Source organism: Thiohalorhabdus sp. Cl-TMA (assembly GCF_041821045.1).
In the GTDB taxonomy this organism is placed as follows: Bacteria; Pseudomonadota; Gammaproteobacteria; order Thiohalorhabdales; family Thiohalorhabdaceae; genus Thiohalorhabdus; species Thiohalorhabdus methylotropha.
On sequence record NZ_JBGUAW010000003.1, the window covers coordinates 320,552 to 336,578 of the forward strand.

The following is a 16,027-nucleotide window of genomic DNA, read 5'->3' on the forward strand; positions in this document are numbered from 1 at the left end:
GCGGAGCCTCCGAGCCAGTTTCCCGCCCAAGCGATCAAGGATTTAGCCGGGTGAACTTTCAGCAGCTGATCTTCGCCCTGGAGCGGTATTGGTCCGAGCAGGGCTGCGTCATCCAGCAGCCCTACGACGTGGAGGTGGGCGCCGGAACTTTCCATCCGGCCACCTTCCTGCGCTCCCTCGGCCCCGAGCCGTGGCGGGCCGCCTACGTCCAGCCCAGCCGCCGGCCCACGGACGGCCGCTACGGCGACAACCCCAACCGCCTCCAGTACTACTACCAGTTCCAGGTGGTCCTGAAGCCCTCGCCGCTGGAGATCCAGGAGCTGTTCCTGGGCTCGCTGCGGCGCATGGGCGTGGACCCGCTCGTACACGACATCCGTTTCGTGGAGGATGACTGGGAGTCGCCCACCCTGGGCGCCTGGGGCCTGGGCTGGGAGGTGTGGCTGAACGGCATGGAGATCGCCCAGTTCACCTACTTCCAGCAGGCCGGCGGCTTCGATTGCCGCCCCGTAACCGGCGAGCTCACCTACGGCCTGGAGCGCATCGCCATGTACCTGCAGGCGGTGGAGTCGGTATACGACCTGGCCTGGGATGACCACCTCTCCTACGGTGAGATCGCCCACCAGAACGAGGTGGAGTTCTCCCGGTACAACTTCGAGCTGGCGGACACCGACCTGCTCTTCCACCAGTTCACCGCCCACGAGGCCGAGTCCGCGCGGCTGGTAGAGGCGGGCGCGCCCCTGCCGGCCTACGACCAGTGCCTGAAGTGCTCGCACGTGTTCAACATGCTCGACGCCCGCCATGCCATCAGCGTCACCGAACGAGCCCGCTACATCGCCCGGGTGCGTGACCTGGCCAAGGCGTGCGCCGAGGTCTACCTCAACCGGCGCGAGGAGCTGGGCTATCCGCTCCTGAAGGAGGCGCGGGCATGAGTGAGGGAGCGAATTCTCTTCCGTTGCTGCTGGAGATCGGGGTGGAGGAGCTGCCCGCCGGGATGCAAGGCCGACTGGTGGAGCAGCTCAAAACTGACCTGGGGCATGCCCTGACCGAGCATCACCTGTTGGGGGCGTTTGATCTGCAGGCGGCCCCGCGGGTTTATTCCACGCCTCGGCGACTGGCGGTCTTCTTCCCTGCCGTGCTCAGCCGGCAATCTGACCAGGAAGTAGAGCACCGTGGCCCGCCCGTCTCCGCGGCCTTCGACGACGCCGGCAATCCCACCAAGGCCGCCACCGGCTTCGCCGGCCGCTTCGGCGTGGGGGCCGAGGCCCTGGAACGTCGCGCCACCGACGGCGGCGAGTACCTGTATTATACCGAGCACCAGGCCGGCCGCGCGGCCATGAAGGTGCTCGCCGAGGTCCTGCCGCAGGTGATCGATTCCCTGCCGGTTCCCAAGCGCATGCGCTGGGGCGACCTGGAGTGGGGCTTCGCCAGGCCCATCCATTGCCTGCTGGCCCTGTTTGGCGAGGATGTGGTGCCCTTCGAGGTGGGAGGAATCAGCAGCGACCGCTTCACTCGGGGCCACCGTTACCACGCCCCGGACCCCGTTCATCTGGATGCTGCCGATTCCGGGGCCTATACCGGACTGCTGCGCGAGAACTTCGTGGAGGCCCATGCCACCGAGCGCCATCGCCAGATAGAGGCGGAGATCCGCAATCAGGCTGACAAGGCAAAGGGGAGGATCCCCGATACCCCGCAGATCACCGACCTGCTCGATGAGGTGACTGGGCTGGTGGAATGGCCGGTGCCCTTCACCGGCGGTTTCGGCGAGAAATTCCTGGAGCTGCCCAAGGAGGTGCTGGTCACCTCTATGGAGAAGCACCAGAAGTTCTTTCCCGTGGAGGACGGCGCGGGAAGCCTCCTGCCCGCCTTCATCGGCGTGGCCAATATCGACTCCAAGGACCCGGAGGCGCTGCGCGCCGGGCACGAGCGGGTGCTTCGGGCCCGGCTGGAGGACGCGCGCTTCTTCTGGGAGGAGGACCGCAAGCGGCCCCTGGCCGATCGGGTGGATGCGCTGAAGCACGTGGTCTTCCAGGCCAAGCTGGGCACCTTGTTCGACAAGGCGGAGCGACTGGCCGTTTTGGCGCCGGCCATGGCGGAGGCCTTCGACCCCTCCGTGGCCAGCCTGGCGGAGCGGGCCGGCTGGCTGGCCAAGGCGGACCTCCTCACCGACATGGTGGACGAGTTCGACACCCTCCAGGGAATCATGGGCGGCTACTACGCCACGGGCGACGGTGAGGATCCCCAGGTTGCCGCGGCGCTGGCCGAGCAGTACCGGCCCGGGCACGCCCGGGATGTCCTCCCGGAGACGGGAACCGGCACGGCGCTTGCCCTGGCGGACCGGCTCGACACCATGGTGGGCTGCTTCGGTGTCGGCCTGGAGCCCACCGGCACCAAGGATCCCTTCGCCCTGCGCCGCGCCGCCATCGGCATCCAGCGCATGGCCATCGAGAAGGGCATCCATCTGGACCTGCCGGATCTGCTGGCGCGTGCCTACCGCGCTTACGGCGATCGCCTGGAGCGGGACGCCGGCGAGACCGTGGACGCGGTGATCGATTTCCTAAACGACCGCCTCGAGCCCATGTACACGGAGGCCGCCGGTCAGCCGGTGAACCGGGACGTGGTGGCCGGTGCCGAGCAGGTGGCGGGGCAGCAGGGCACCGGCGCGGTGGCCGGTCCGGACCGCAACCAGGTGAGCGCGGTTCTCAGCCTCCGGCCCACCGACCCCTATGATGCCCACCTGCGCCTGCGGGGCCTGCTGGCCCTGCTGTCGCATCCCAACGCCGACTCACTGATCGCCGCCAACAAGCGGATTGGAAACATCCTGCGCAAGGCCGAGGAGTCGGTCCCGGCGGGCTATGACGGGGAGGCCCTGAGCGAGGCGGAGGAGCGGGCCCTGGCGGCGGCCTTCGAGGAGGTGCGGCCGCGCTTCCAGGCCGCCGTGCAGGCCGGAGACTATACAGCGGCGCTGTTGGCCCTCGCCGAGCTGCGCGAGCCCGCCGACCGCTTCTTCGACGCCGTGCTGGTGATGGCGGAGGACGACGCCGTGCGGCGCAACCGGCTGGCGCTGCTGCAGACCATCCACGCCGCCTTCCTCCAGGTGGCGGACCTCTCCAAGCTGCCCGGGTAGCCCCGATGACGGAGCGAGCCCTGCCCCGGGTGGTCCTGCTCGACCGCGACGGCGTGCTCAACGAGGACCGGACCGACTACGTGAAATCGGTGGCGGAATGGGTGTGGCTACCCGGCGCCCGGGAAGCCGTGGCCCGGCTCCATGCCGCCGGTATCCGGGTGGCGGTGCTCACCAATCAGTCCTGCGTGAACAAGGGCATCGTGGCGCTGGAGACCCTGGAGGCGGTGCATCGGCGCATGCACGGCGAGGCCGAGACGGCGGGCGGCCGCATCAGCGCGGTCTTCCACTGTCCCCACGTGGACGCCGATGCCTGCGACTGCCGCAAGCCGCTGCCGGGGATGATCCACCAAGCGGCCGCCCATTTCGGCGTGGATGCGCGAGAGATTCCCTTCGTCGGTGATGCCGGGCGGGACCTGGAAGCCGCCGCGGCGGCCGGTGCCCGTCCGGTCCTGGTGCGCACCGGCAAGGGGCGCGACACCGAGCAGGGGGCCTTGCCCCCGGGTACGCTCGTCTTCGATGATCTGCCCGCCTACACGGAGGCCCTGCTGGATTCGTCGCGGGAGGAGCCAGCGTGCTGACGGCCGTGCGCTCCATTCTCTTCTACCTGGGCATGGGGACGCTGACGCCGCTGTTCGCCCTGCCGCTGCTGGCATCCCGGCCGCTGCCCTTCGCCGTGCGCGAGTCCATCGCCCGGGGGTGGTGCCTGGCGGTGCTCGCATGGCTGCGATTCACCTGCGGGCTCCGGCATCGTGTGGAGGGGCTGGAGAATTTGCCGGATCACCCGGCGGTCATCCTCTCCAAGCACCAGTCCGCCTGGGAGACCATCGCCTTCCGAACCCTGTTTCCGGCCCACCTTTCCTGGGTGCTGAAGAAGGACTTGTTCCGCATCCCCTTCTTCGGTTGGTCCCTGTTGGCGCTGGAAGAGATTGGCATCGACCGCGCCTCGGGCCGGGAGGCCCTGCGGCAGGTGGAGGAAAAGGGTACGGCCCACCTCCGGTCGGGACGATGGGTGGTGGTATTCCCCGAAGGAACCCGGGTGGCGGTCGGGGAGACCGGCAAGTACGCCCAGGGAGGCGCACGCCTGGCGGTGGCGGCGGGCGCCCCCGTGGTGCCCGTGGCACTGAACTCCGGTAGCTTCTGGGGACGGGAGAGCTGGCGCAAGCGGCCCGGGACCATCACGGTGCGCATCGGTCCCGCCTTCGATCCGGAGGGCTACTCCGCCGCGGGGCTGAATCGGGCCGTGCGCGACTGGATCGAGGCCCAGATGCCGGAGCTGGAGGAGCGGCCGGAGCCGGCGCGGGAGCCCGTGTCGCCCGCCTGAGCGCGTGCCGCTTCCCTGGGGCCCGGGTGATGGGGCATTCTGGCCCGAATCCGACCATGTGCCGGCGTACGGATCCCGTCCCGCCGGCCGCCAGAAGGCAGTAGCCCGGACCATGCTCCACATCGAATTCGGTGATAGCGTTGCCACCTTCCCGACCGCCGAATGGGATGCGCTGGCCGGCTCCGATCCCTTCCTTGCCCATGCCTTCCTCCGCGCCCTGGAGACTACCGGCTGCGTCGGTCCGGGCACCGGCTGGCATCCCGTGCCGCTCGGCGTGCGGGACGACGGCGGTGCGCTGATGGGGGCCGCGCCCCTGTACCTGAAGGATCACTCCTTCGGCGAGTACGTGTTCGATTGGGGCTGGGCCGGAGCGGCGGAACGGGCGGGCCTGGACTATTACCCCAAGCTGGTGGCGGCGGTGCCTTTCTCCCCGGTAACCGGCGCGCGGATGCTGGTGGCCGACCACGCCGATGCCGGAGCCGTGCGGGAGCGGCTCATGGCCGGCGCCATGGAGCTCGCCGAGCGCTACCGGTGCGGGGCGGTTCAGTGGCTCTTCCCCCGCCGGTCGGATCTGGGGCCGCTGGAGGAGGCGGGCTACCTGGGACGCCGCGATGTGCAGTTCCACTGGTACAACCGCGGCTACGCCGATTTCGAGGATTTTCTCGGGGAATTCTCCTCCTCCAAGCGCAAGCAGGCGCGCAAGGAGCGCCGGCGGGCGGAGGAAACTGGCCTGGAGATCGCCGTCCGCCAGGGCGGCGAGGTGTCTCCCGAGGAGTGGGCGGCCTTCCACGAAGGCTACATGGTCACCACCGAGATGCGCGGCGCGCCCGCCTACCTGAACCGGGCGTTCTTCGAGGAGCTGGGCCGTTTGCTCGGCGACCGGGTCGTACTGGTGGGCGCCTACCGGGAGGGCGCGCTCGTGGCGGGCGCCCTGAACCTGCGCTCGGACACGGCGCTGTACGGCCGCTACTGGAGCGCGCTGGAGGAGCACGATTTCCTCCACTTCGAGGTGTGCTTCTACCGGGGCATCGATTACGCCATAGAGCACGGCCTGGAACGGTTCGAGGGCGGCGCCCAGGGCGAGCACAAGGTCAAGCGCGGTTTCGTGCCCACCATCACCGCCAGCGCCCACTGGGTGGACCATCCCGGCCTGCGGAACGCGGTCTCGGAATTCCTGGAGCGGGAGACGCCGCAGGTCCGCGCCTATGCCAAGCAGGCGGCGGGGCACCTGCCCTTCAAGGAGGGGCGCAATCCGGGGGTGATGGAAGGACCCTAGGAAGACGGCGAAGACAAGAGAACGCCAAGAAGCCAAAAAGCGCCAAGGATCGCCAAGAAAACAAGAACTGCTCTAGCAGGAGTCAGTGGCTTTCCAGGGCCGGGGCTGGTGAGCCCGCTTAGCCGGCGAGCGCAAAGGCATTCCAATCGTTCTCCTAGGGCTCTTGGCGCCTTGGCGTTCCGCCTTCCTATCCTACGAGCTGGCCCAGGATGCGGAAGCCGGCCAGATAGGTGCCGGCCGCGGAGCCGAGCGTGGACAGCACGAATACCAGGAGGATGCGCGCCACGCGGTTGTGCCACCAGCCGCGCAGGCGGGTAACCTCGGTCCGCAGGCTGGTGAAATCGGCGACCCGCGGCCGGCGCAGGCCGGTCTCGATGGCGGCCACCACCATACCGGCGCCCACGGTGGGATTGAGGGAGGTGATGGGGGCGGCCAGGAAGGCGCCCAGGATGGTCAGGATATGGGCGCCGCCCAGGGCGGCGCCCAGGGCGCTCAGGCCGCCGTTGATGACCACCCATTCGCTCACCAGCCGCAGGCCCAGCTCCGGGCTGCGCTGGAAGCCGATGATGAAGCCGGCCACCACGGCGGCCACCACCGCCCACGGGATGGCCCGCAGCCAGCGTTTGCGGGGCGGCAGGCGGTCCAGCTCGGCGATCTCCGCGGCGGGATCGTGCTCGGCGGGACCTTCCAGGCGCTGGGCCATGCCGTTCAGGTGGCCGGCGCCGATCACCACCAGCACGTGGCGGGGGCCGGCCTCGCCGATCTCCTGGCGCAGCCGGGCTACCATGTAGCGATCGCGCTCCCGTACCAGATGGTCGTAGAGAACCGGGGAATGCTCGGCGAACTCGCCGAAGGTGCTTTCCAGCCAATCCCCTTCCTTGAGCCGCTCGATCTCCTCCTCGGTGACCTTGTCCCGGCTCAGGAAGCTGGTCATTAAACCGCCGATCAGGGTCATGCGCTGGATCCAGGGGACGCCCCAGAGCAGGCGCTTGAGGGTGATGCCGACCTCCCGGTCCACGCACCAGAGGGGCAGATCCGCCCCCTCGGCGGCCTTGATGGCGGAGCGCATCTCCGCGCCCGGACTGACGCCGAGCTGGTCCGCAAGGCGCTGCTGATAGGCCGTGAGCGCCAGATGGGAGGCCAGCATGCCGGCCCGGCCCTCGCGGATGACGCGGAATAGGTCCATCTCGCCCCAGGCATCGGGCTGGGTCAGGGTTCGGTACCGGGACGGGCACAGCTCCACGGCCACCGCGTCGTAGTGCCCGCTCTGGACCTGATCGGTGACTTCCTGGGCGCTGGCCTTGGATACGTGGGCGGTGCCCAGCAGCGTAATGCGGGCTTCACCCAGCTGGATGGTCCGGGTTGGTCCTTCAGTGGGAATGGCCGCGGCCTCCTGGGGGGACGATTGGGTAGCCTGATCCATTTAAAGAATTTCTTTTTGCGGGACCTTGATGCAATGGTACCGGAGGCCAAGGAGTTCGCCTAACCATGTCGCGCAAGCGGAGCGAATTCGAAGCCCGGTCGGGTGCCCCGGGAGGCACCTCCCCGCCACCCGCGGCAACGGTCATCCGGGCGCGCGGCCTGACCAAGCGCTTCGCCGGGGCGGCCCCCGTGGTGGACGGCATCGACCTGGAGGTCCGGCGCGGCGAGTGCTTCGGGCTGCTGGGGCCCAACGGCGCGGGCAAGAGCACCACCATCCGCATGATCCTGGGTCTGTCGCCGTTTACGGCCGGGGAGCTGACCGTACTAGGACAGCCGGTTCCGGAGGCGGTTCGCCGGATTCGGGCCCGCTGTGGCGTCGTACCCCAGCACGACAATCTCGACATCGATCTGACCGTGGCCGCCAACCTGGAGGTCTACGGCCGGTATTTCGGCGTGGGCCGCCGGGAGGTGCGGGAGCGCATGGACCGGCTGCTGGCGGTCTTCCAGCTGGATAAACGCAAGCACGCACCCATCGAGGCCCTTTCCGGAGGCATGAAGCGGCGCCTCGCCATCGCCCGGGCGCTCATCAACGACCCCGAGCTCGTCGTCCTCGACGAGCCCACCACCGGCCTGGATCCGCAGGCGCGTCGCAATGCCTGGCAGCGCCTCCGCCAGCTCAAGGGCGAGGGCCGGACCCTCCTCCTCACCACCCATTACATGGAAGAGGCGGCGCGGCTGTGCGACCGGCTGGTGGTCATGGACCGGGGCCGCATCCTGGACCTGGGCGCTCCGGGGGAGCTGGTGGCCCGCAACGTGGAGCCGCAGGTGGTGGAGGTGCCCCTGGAGCAGGAGTCCCTGCCGGATCTGGCGCGGTCCCTGGATTACCGGCTGGTGACGGCGGGGGATACGGCCTACTTCTACACCCACGACGCCGCGCCGGTGCTCGAGCATCTGCACGCCGCGGGCAGCACCACCCACTTCCACCGCCCCGCCAACCTGGAAGATGTCTTTCTCCGGTTGACGGGGCACGAGCTGCAGGAGGCCTGAATGAAGCGGGGAAGCATCGGCGTAGCCGTCCCCCGCCCCCCGTTCCTGGCGGTGTGGGCCCGCAATCTCCGGGTATGGCGGCGCTTCGCCATCCCTTCGCTGCTGGGCAATTTCGGCGAGCCGCTGCTTTACCTCCTGGGCCTGGGCTACGGGCTGGGCCGGTTCATATCCGGCATGTCGGAGATCCCCTATTTGGTCTATCTGGCCTCCGGAATCCTCTGCGCCACGGCCATGAACACGGCCAGCTACGAGGGGCTGTACGCCGCCTTCACCCGGATGACCCGCCAGGACACTTACGGCGCCATGCTGGCGACGCCCCTGCGGGTGGAGGAGGTGGTGGCAGGCGAGGTGGCCTGGTGCGCCACCAAGAGCCTCATAAGCGGTACCACCCTGTTCGTGGTGGCGCTCTTCCTGGGGGCGGTGCCTCCGGAGCCGGAGATCCTGGCCGCCCTGCCGGTGGTCTTCCTCATCGGGCTGGTATTCGGTGCCCTGGCCATGGTGGTCACCAGCCTGGCGCCCTCCTACGACTTCTTCCTCTACTATTTCACCATCTTCATTACCCCCATGTTCATGTTCTCGGGGGTCTTCTATCCCATCGATACCCTCCCGGGATGGCTGCGCACAGGGATGCAGTTCCTGCCCCTGGTGCACGGGGTGGAGCTGGTGCGCCCCATGCTGACCGGCGCCATGCCGCGGGAAGTGCCGCTGCACCTCGGCGTGCTGGTCCTGTATCTGTTCGGTGCCTACCAGGTAGCAGTGGCGCAGCTTCGACGGCGTTTGCTGGTGTGATCGCCGGGGAATCCGGTTTCCCCGGGGAGGGCATTCCCGGAGGGGTCTGGAGCGCCACGGCCTGTCGCGGCCGGAGGCCGCTCCCATAGAACCCGAAACAGCCCCGAAGGCCTTTTCTGGAAGGGTAAAAAGGAGGCTGCGCCTGGAGTGCCAATCATAGCCTGCAGAGGGCAACTGTGGGAGCGGCCTCCGGCCGCGACAGGAGCTTCTGGGAAGCGTATGGAAAAGGCTGGTACGCCGGACGAAGGTGTGCCGGATAGGGCTCGCCTGCGGGAGACGCGCGCTGACCGGCAGGTAGCGGCGAGTGGGAGACCGGTAAAGCAAAAGGCCCCCAATGGGGGCCTTCAAGGGAGCTCGTGGGCGCATCCGCGCCCCCGGTAACCGGACCACTCCGGTTTTACCCGGCCAGTCCCCGCACTTCCTCGAGCACCTGGTCCACATGGCCGTCCACCTTCACCTTGCGGTGGGCATGGCGGATCACCCCATCGGCGTCGATGACGAAGGTGGAGCGTTCCACGCTCCAGACCTTCTTGCCGTACATGTTCTTTTCCTTCATCACGCCGTAGGCGTTGCAGACCGCCTCGTCGGGGTCCGCCAGCAGGGGGAAGGGGAATTCCTGTTTGGCGGCGAACTTCTCGTGACTCGCCAGGCTGTCCCGGGAGATCCCCAGGACCTCCGCGCCGAGCTCCTGGAATTGCGGGTAGCGGTCCCGGAACTCCTGGCCCTCCTGGGTGCAGCCCGGCGTGTCGTCGCGGGGGTAGAAATAGAGCACTACAAGCTTGCCGCGCAGGTCCGACAGGCGGACCTTGCCGTCGCGGGTAGCCTCCAGCTCGAAATCGGGGGCGGCCGCGCCCTCGATGACCGTTTCCTCGCTCATGCGATCCCTCCCTGGCTCAACGGAAAAAGGGCCCGTCTAGGGACGGGCCCGGGATTCTACCGAAAAATCCGCGGCAAATCAGAAGTCCACGGTGATCTCGGCGGAGGCGCGGAATTCCTTGGGAATGTCCTCGCCGTCCACGGTGGTGGTCTCCGGGGACATGGCCGCGCCCACGTCGGCGCGGACGGCCCACAGGTTCAGACCCAGCCCCGCGGTGTAGACCGTGCCGATGTCGTCCTCGGCCATGTTCTTGTAGGCGCCGGCCCGCAGGGCGAGGAAGCGGAAGGCGTCCCACTCGAAGCCGCCGGAAAGGAATTGGGTGTGGTAGTCCTGGAACACGGTCTCGTTGGCGGTGATGTCGTAGTCCACCTCCAGGGTTAGCGTGTTGTAGGGGATGAAGGCCACCCCCGCGCGCACCTGGGGCGACAGGGTGATGGAATCGTATTTCTGGCCGGTGTCCGAGTCCCGGAAGCCGTCGAAGGTGGGGCTGTTGAGGTTGCGGGCCATGAGGCCGAAATTGAACATGTCGTAGCGGCCCATGATGCCCAGGTCGGCGCCGACGTTGGTGCTCTCGTTGTACTTCTCGTCGGTCTTGGCGATGGTGTCGCCGGAATCGTCGTTGAAGACGATCACCTGGTTGCCGTACACCCGGCCCTGCATGAGCTTCAGGTTGCCGCCGACGGACCAGTGGTCATTGAGGGCGTAGCCGTAGCTGAGCGGCACCTCGGCCAGGGCGAAGCCGCGCAGGGTGACCTCGGTGGCGTTTTGGTCGGTGCTTGAGGAAGACGAACCGGTATTGCCCAGGGTGGTATCCAGAAGGTCGACAGTCTCATCGGCCTGGCTTGAGCTTACCCCGGCGTCCTTGGCTGCATCGTCAAGGGCGAGGACCGCAGACTGGGCATCGCCCGAGCTGACCCCCTGATTGATCAGAGTCTGTTCCAGGGTGCTTTGTTGGTCGGAGGTGAAAACGTCCAGGTTGCTGTCCCCAGATGTGTTGTTATTTATGCCATTAACAACGGTAGTCACGTCGGCGCTGAATCCCAGGTTCTGGGTGTCCAGCTCGGTGACGCGGGCATTGACCTGGCCGTATACGCGGACGCCCAGGCCGAAATGGCCGATCCGGGTGCTGAAGCCGCCGTTGGCGTCCGCCAGCAGGGCGTTGTTGGGGTCGTCCACGCCGGAGAGGCTGGAGGTCAGATTCAGCAGCTCCTCCGCTTCGCTCTTGCTGTCGATGCCGTCGGACAGGGAATCCAGGTCCACATCGGAGAGGGTATCCATGTGGTCGGCCATCCGGCCGTGGAAGCGGGCGCCGGCCCCGACGTCCAGGCCCAGCCCGAAGTCCTTGCGGCCCAGGTTGTTGTTGTCGTTCTCGCTCTGGTAGCCGCCCTCGGTCCGCTTGTTGAAGAAGCCGAAAGCGGCGGGGTTGTAGTACTGGGCGTCGGTGTCGTCCACGGCGGCGGTCAGGGCGCCGGCCATGCCCTGGCCGCGGGCGCCGACGAAGAAGGTGTCCAGCGCGCTGGCGGGAGTGGCCGCCAGGGCCAGGGTCGCGGCGCTGCCCAGAACGGTCAGGGCGCGCGCATGGGAAAGAGCGTGGCGTGGGGGGCGGCTCTTCTTGTCCATGACTTCCAGTCCCCTTTGTGCGGAAGGCCAGTAGTGTGCTCTGTGTTTGCCCGTAATCCAGTGCGGGATTATCCGTACCCTACCAAAATCGGGCGGGCCAAGGCAGTGATCCGGGTCACAGGACGGATGCGCACGGGCGGAGCCGACCCCGCAAGCGGAGGAATCAGAAGTCGGCGCTTACCTTCAGACTGGCGCGCATCTCCTTGGGCAGGCGGTTGCCGTAAAAGGGGATGTCCAGATTTTTGACAGTGGTGGTCTCCGCGGACATGGCCAGGGAGAGGTCGGCGCGCACGGTCCACAGGTTGAGCCCCAGCCCCCCGGTGTAGACCGTGCCCATGTCCCGCTCGGCGAGGTTCCGGTAGGCGCCCGCCCGAACCGCCACGATCCGGAGGATGTCCCATTCCATGCCGCCCGCCAGCATCTGGGTGTCGTAGCCCCGTAGCACCGTGTCGTTGCGGGTCAGGTCGTAGTCCAGCTCGAAGGTCACCGTGTGGAAGGGGATGAGGGCGACCCCGGCGCGTACCTGGGGCTCCACTTCCACGTCGGAGATGGAATAGGAATCGCCGTTGGCGTCGGTGTAGGTGAAGCCGTCGAAGGTGGGGCTGTTGAGGTTGCGGGCCATGAGGCCGAAGTTGACCCGCGGATAGCGGGCCATGATGCCCACGTCCACGCCCACCCGGCTGGTCTCCTCGTAGCGCTCGTCGGTCTTGGCGAGGACGTCGCCGGCGTCGCTGTCGAAGACCAGCACATGGTTGCCGTAGACCCGGCCGCGCATGAGCTTCAGGTTGGCGCCCACCGCCCAGCGGTCGTTGAAGGCGTGGCCGTAGGTGACGGGCACCTCGGTGAGCAGGAAGCCCTTGAGGGTGAGCAGCGTGCCGTTTTCGGAGACGGTGCTGGAGGTCCCGGAGCCGGAGGAGCCGGCCACGTCGTCGAGGACCTGGACCGCCGCATCGGCGTCCTCGGTGCTGAGCCCCTGCTCGTCGGCGAGGGTATCCAGGTCGACAATGGTCTGGTCGGCGAAGCCGGCGGCGGCGAGGCTATCCTTCTGATCGGCGCTCAGGACCGTAAGGTCGTCGATGGTCTTGGAGCCGTCGCTGGTGACGTTGTTCTGGATTTCCGTATCGAGCTGGTCGGTGCTTATGCCCAGATTGGCGGAATCGAGCTCGGTCACCTGCGCCGAGGCCTGGCCCAGCGCCCGTATGCCGATCCCGAAGTGCCGGAAGCGCACCGCGGCGCCGGCGTTGCTGTCCACCATCAGCCCGGTGCCCTTGTCGTCGATGCCGCCGAGGCTCTCCGTGAAGGCGAGCAGGTCCTCGGCCTCCGATGGGGAATCGATGCCGTTGGTGAGGGCGTCGAGATCCGTGGTCGAAAGGGTGTGCAGGTACTCGCCCATCTTCCCGGAGGCGCGCAGGCCGATGCCGGCGTCGGCGCCGTGCCCGTAGAGCTTGCGGGCCAGGTCGTTGTTGTCGAAGCGGATGCTGGCGTCGCGGTGGAAGAAGCCGAAAGCGGCGGGGTTGTAGTACTGGGCGTCGGTGTCGTCCACGGCGGCGGTCAGGGCTCCGGCCATGCCCTGGGCCCGGGGCCCGACGAAGAAGGTGTCCAGGGCGTGCGCCGGCGGAACGGTACAGGCGGCGACGATCCCGGCCAGGAAGGCCCGCCCGTATCGGATTCCCGGTGCCCGCCCGCGGTCTTTGCGCGGCGATGCAGGCATGGCTTCCGATCCCCTTTGCTGGAAAGCCCGTTGTTCATCGGGGAAAACCCCGATCATACCGGGGAATATACCGAATTTTTCCGGGGATACCGATAAAAAAATGGCCCCGGTCACCGGACCGGGGCCACGGGCGGGCGGTTTCGGGGTCCGGTTCCGGACCCCGCCGCGCTCAGGCCTTGGCCTTCCTGGCGGCGCGCTTGAGGCGCGAAAGCAGGCGGCGGGCCAGGTCGCCGAACATCTCGGTCTGCGTCGGGTGGGGATGGATGGCCTCCGCCACCTGATCCACGGTCAGCCGGCCGGAAACCATCATCACCGCCTCGCCGATGAGGTTGTCGGCGTGGTCGGCAAGGATGTGGACGCCCAGGATCCGGTGGGTGGTCTTGTCCACCACCATCTTGATCAGGCCTTCCTCCTCGCCCTCGATCATGGCCATGGCGTCGATCTTCACCAGGGTCTTGGCGGCCACCGGATCGTAGCCGGCCTCCTTGGCCTGCTCCTCGGTGAGGCCGGCGAAGGCGGCCTCGGGGCGGGTGAAGATCACACCGCAGTCCAGCGCCTGATCGTAGCGGGCGCGCTCGCCCAGGAGGTTGGCGGCGGCCACGCGGCCCTGGGTGGCGGCGGTGTGGGCCAGCATGAGGCCCGGCACCACGTCGCCCACGGCGAAGATGTGCGGCACGCTGGTCCGGCAGCGGTCGTCCACCTTGATAAAGCCGGTCTCGGTGTCCACGCCGGCGGCGTCGAGGCCGAAGCCGTCGAAGTTCGGCCGCTTTCCGGTGGCCACCAGCACCCGGTCCACCTGCACGGTGCCCTGTTTGCCGTCGGCGTCGGTGTAGTGAACGGTCATGTCGCCCACCGCACCGTCGATCTTGTCCACCTTGGCGCCCAGATTCAGGGCCAGCCGGTCCTCGCCCTCCAGGATCTGGGTGAGGCTCTTGGCCACCTCGCCTTCCACCTCGGGGAGCACCCGGTCGGCGATCTCGAAGGTGGTCACCTCGGCGCCGAAGTCGCGGAAGATCTGCGCCATCTCCAGGCCGATGGCACCGCAGCCGATTACGGCCAGGCGCTTGGGCGGCTCGGGCAGGTGCCAGATGGAGTTGGAGGTCTCCACCCCCTCGCTATCGGCGCCCGGGATGGGCGGCACGAAGGGCGGGGCGCCGGTGGCGACGATGGCCGCGCCGAAGGTGAGCTGCTGCTCGTTGCCGTCGGCGTCGGTGTAGGCCAGGCTGTGATCGCCGGTGAGGCGGGCGCGGCCCTGGCGGTAGTCGATCTTCAGGCCCTTGTCCGCCTTGTAGGCCATCTCGCCGCGGGATTGCATGACGCCCTTGCGGTGCGTCTCCAGGGCGTTCCAGTCCAGGGTCCCCTGGTCCGTACCCCGTACGCCGAGCTGGCTGTCGCCGGCGCGGTCACGCAGCCGGTTGGCGCTCGCCCGCCACGCCTTGGAGGGGATGCAGCCACGCCAAAGGCATTCGCCGCCGGGCAGCTCGTCGTCGTTGATCAGGGCCACGGAGTGGCCGTTCTCGGCCAGCTCGCGGGCGGCGTCCTCGCCGCCGGTGCCGCCGCCGATCACTGCCACCTCCACGTCCCAGTCCCCTTCCGGGATGAGCGGGAAGCCGCCCTCCAGCCAGGAATCCGGGTTCTCGATCAGCGTCTTGAGGTCGCCCAGGTAGCGGGCGGCGTCGGCGCCGTTGATGACACGGTGGTCGCAGGACAGGGTCAGGCCCATGCCCTGCTCGGTGACCGCGCCCACGGCGAGGATGCCGCTGGCCCCCGGCACCGGGATGGCGTCGAAGTGCTCCACGCCGAACATGCCCAGGTTGGAGAGCATGAAGGTGGGGTGCTCGTATTCCGCGGGCGTCAGGCGCCGGCCGCGGGCGCGGCTCACCAGGTCCTTCCAGCCGCTAGCCAGGTCGGAGAGCTCGCGGTTGTTCACGTCGCGCAGCACGGGAACCACAAGGCCGCCCTTGTCCGCCTCCACGGCGATGCCCACGTCCACGTTGGAGCGCTCCACCACCTTGTCGCCGAACTGGTAGGCGTTGTTCATGGCCGGGTGCTTCTTGATGGCCTCGCCGCAGGCGCGCGCCAGCAGGATGGTGAAGCTGATGCCCATGGACTTGGCGGCCTGCTGCAGGCGCTCCGGGTGGGCGTGCATGCTTACCCGGAACAGCGGCATGGTGAGCGCGTCCTGCATGTTGTGCGCCACCGCCCGCTCCAGGGAGGTCATGTCGCGCTCGTGGCCCGGGATGGAGCGGCGCGGCGCCACGGCGCCGCTGGCGGGCTCGCCGCCCGCGGCGGCACCGGCGGGCGCGGCAGCCTCCACATCCTTGGCGGTGATCTCGCCGTCGGGGCCGGTGCCTACCAGACGCTCCAGATCCACACTGAGCAGGCGCGCCAGGACGCGCGAATAGGGGGTGGCCTTCTTGCCCTTGGGGCGCGGCGCGGGCGCCTGGGGGCCGCCCGCTTGCTGGGGCGCCTCGGCCGCCGGCTGCTCGGTGGCGGGCTGTTGCGGCGCGGCCGGCTGCTCCTCCGGCGCGGGAGCGGCCTCCGGCTTGGCGGCCGGGGCCCCGCCCTCGGCCTCCTCGTGGACCACCTCGTCCTCGGATTCCACCAGGTAGCCGAGGGCGTCGCCCACGGGAACGGTGGCATCCACGGGGGCGATGGGGCCGGAGAGGTAGCCCTCGCGGAAGACCTCCACGTCCATGATGGCCTTGTCGGTCTCCACCTGGGCCACCACGTCGCCGCGCGCGACGTGCTCCCCGGGCTGTTTCTCCCATTCCACCAGTACGCCCTCGGTCATGGTGTCCGAGAGCTGCGGCATCTTGATGGTGTAGCTGCTCGCCATG

12 protein-coding genes are annotated in these 16,027 nt (G+C 68.4%); 7 read left to right on the forward strand and 5 right to left on the reverse strand.

Annotated elements, in window-relative coordinates; translation table 11 throughout:
* The first annotated feature begins 50 nt into the window (after positions 1 to 50).
* The 5 genes from glyQ (at position 51) to ACERLL_RS05920 (ending at position 5,721) form a co-directional block, all read left to right on the forward strand.
* Complete coding sequence (gene glyQ / locus ACERLL_RS05900; RefSeq protein ID WP_373655142.1) at positions 51 to 929, forward strand: glycine--tRNA ligase subunit alpha; 879 nt, start codon at positions 51 to 53, stop codon at positions 927 to 929.
* A complete protein-coding gene (gene glyS, locus ACERLL_RS05905) occupies positions 926 to 3,124 on the forward strand; it encodes a glycine--tRNA ligase subunit beta (RefSeq protein ID WP_373655143.1) in 2,199 nt (732 codons plus the stop codon). The genes glyQ and glyS overlap by 4 nt, the downstream gene beginning before the upstream one ends.
* Before the next feature lie 5 nt (positions 3,125 to 3,129).
* Positions 3,130 to 3,702: a D-glycero-beta-D-manno-heptose 1,7-bisphosphate 7-phosphatase gene (gene gmhB, locus ACERLL_RS05910; protein WP_373655144.1), complete on the forward strand. Its 573-nt coding sequence runs from the start codon at positions 3,130 to 3,132 to the stop codon at positions 3,700 to 3,702.
* Complete coding sequence (locus ACERLL_RS05915) at positions 3,696 to 4,445, forward strand: lysophospholipid acyltransferase family protein (protein ID WP_373655145.1); 750 nt, start codon at positions 3,696 to 3,698, stop codon at positions 4,443 to 4,445. Before gmhB ends, ACERLL_RS05915 begins: the two co-directional genes overlap by 7 nt.
* Positions 4,446 to 4,557: 112 nt before the next feature.
* The gene (locus ACERLL_RS05920) at positions 4,558 to 5,721 is read left to right on the forward strand and encodes a GNAT family N-acetyltransferase (protein WP_373655146.1); all 1,164 of its coding nucleotides are present in this window, start codon (positions 4,558 to 4,560) and stop codon (positions 5,719 to 5,721) included.
* Between the two features lie 187 nt (positions 5,722 to 5,908).
* Here the strand turns inward: ACERLL_RS05920 and ACERLL_RS05925 are convergent, their stop codons facing one another.
* Positions 5,909 to 7,144 (reverse strand): TraB/GumN family protein, encoded by a 1,236-nt coding sequence (locus ACERLL_RS05925; protein WP_373655147.1) that lies wholly within the window; start codon positions 7,142 to 7,144, stop codon positions 5,909 to 5,911.
* Between the two features lie 65 nt (positions 7,145 to 7,209).
* Here ACERLL_RS05925 and ACERLL_RS05930 point away from each other — a divergent pair, with 65 nt between their 5' ends.
* Both ACERLL_RS05930 and ACERLL_RS05935 read left to right on the forward strand, forming a co-directional pair.
* Positions 7,210 to 8,190 carry an ATP-binding cassette domain-containing protein gene (locus ACERLL_RS05930; protein WP_373655148.1) on the forward strand — a complete coding sequence of 327 codons (981 nt, stop codon included), beginning with the start codon at positions 7,210 to 7,212 and terminating at the stop codon, positions 8,188 to 8,190.
* Positions 8,191 to 8,979: an ABC transporter permease gene (locus tag ACERLL_RS05935; RefSeq protein WP_373655149.1), complete on the forward strand. Its 789-nt coding sequence runs from the start codon at positions 8,191 to 8,193 to the stop codon at positions 8,977 to 8,979.
* Between the two features lie 397 nt (positions 8,980 to 9,376).
* Here the strand turns inward: ACERLL_RS05935 and ACERLL_RS05940 are convergent, their stop codons facing one another.
* From ACERLL_RS05940 to ACERLL_RS05955, 4 genes are all read right to left on the reverse strand, one after another.
* Positions 9,377 to 9,856 carry a peroxiredoxin gene (locus ACERLL_RS05940; protein WP_373655150.1) on the reverse strand — a complete coding sequence of 160 codons (480 nt, stop codon included), beginning with the start codon at positions 9,854 to 9,856 and terminating at the stop codon, positions 9,377 to 9,379.
* 78 nt (positions 9,857 to 9,934) lie between these two features.
* Complete coding sequence (gene traF, locus ACERLL_RS05945) at positions 9,935 to 11,476, reverse strand: conjugal transfer protein TraF (RefSeq protein ID WP_373655151.1); 1,542 nt, start codon at positions 11,474 to 11,476, stop codon at positions 9,935 to 9,937.
* A gap of 163 nt (positions 11,477 to 11,639) precedes the next feature.
* Positions 11,640 to 13,187 carry a conjugal transfer protein TraF gene (traF, locus tag ACERLL_RS05950; RefSeq protein ID WP_373655152.1) on the reverse strand — a complete coding sequence of 516 codons (1,548 nt, stop codon included), beginning with the start codon at positions 13,185 to 13,187 and terminating at the stop codon, positions 11,640 to 11,642.
* Between the two features lie 169 nt (positions 13,188 to 13,356).
* A complete protein-coding gene (locus ACERLL_RS05955; RefSeq protein ID WP_373655153.1) occupies positions 13,357 to 16,026 on the reverse strand; it encodes an FAD-dependent oxidoreductase in 2,670 nt (889 codons plus the stop codon).
* Position 16,027 lies beyond the last annotated feature (1 nt).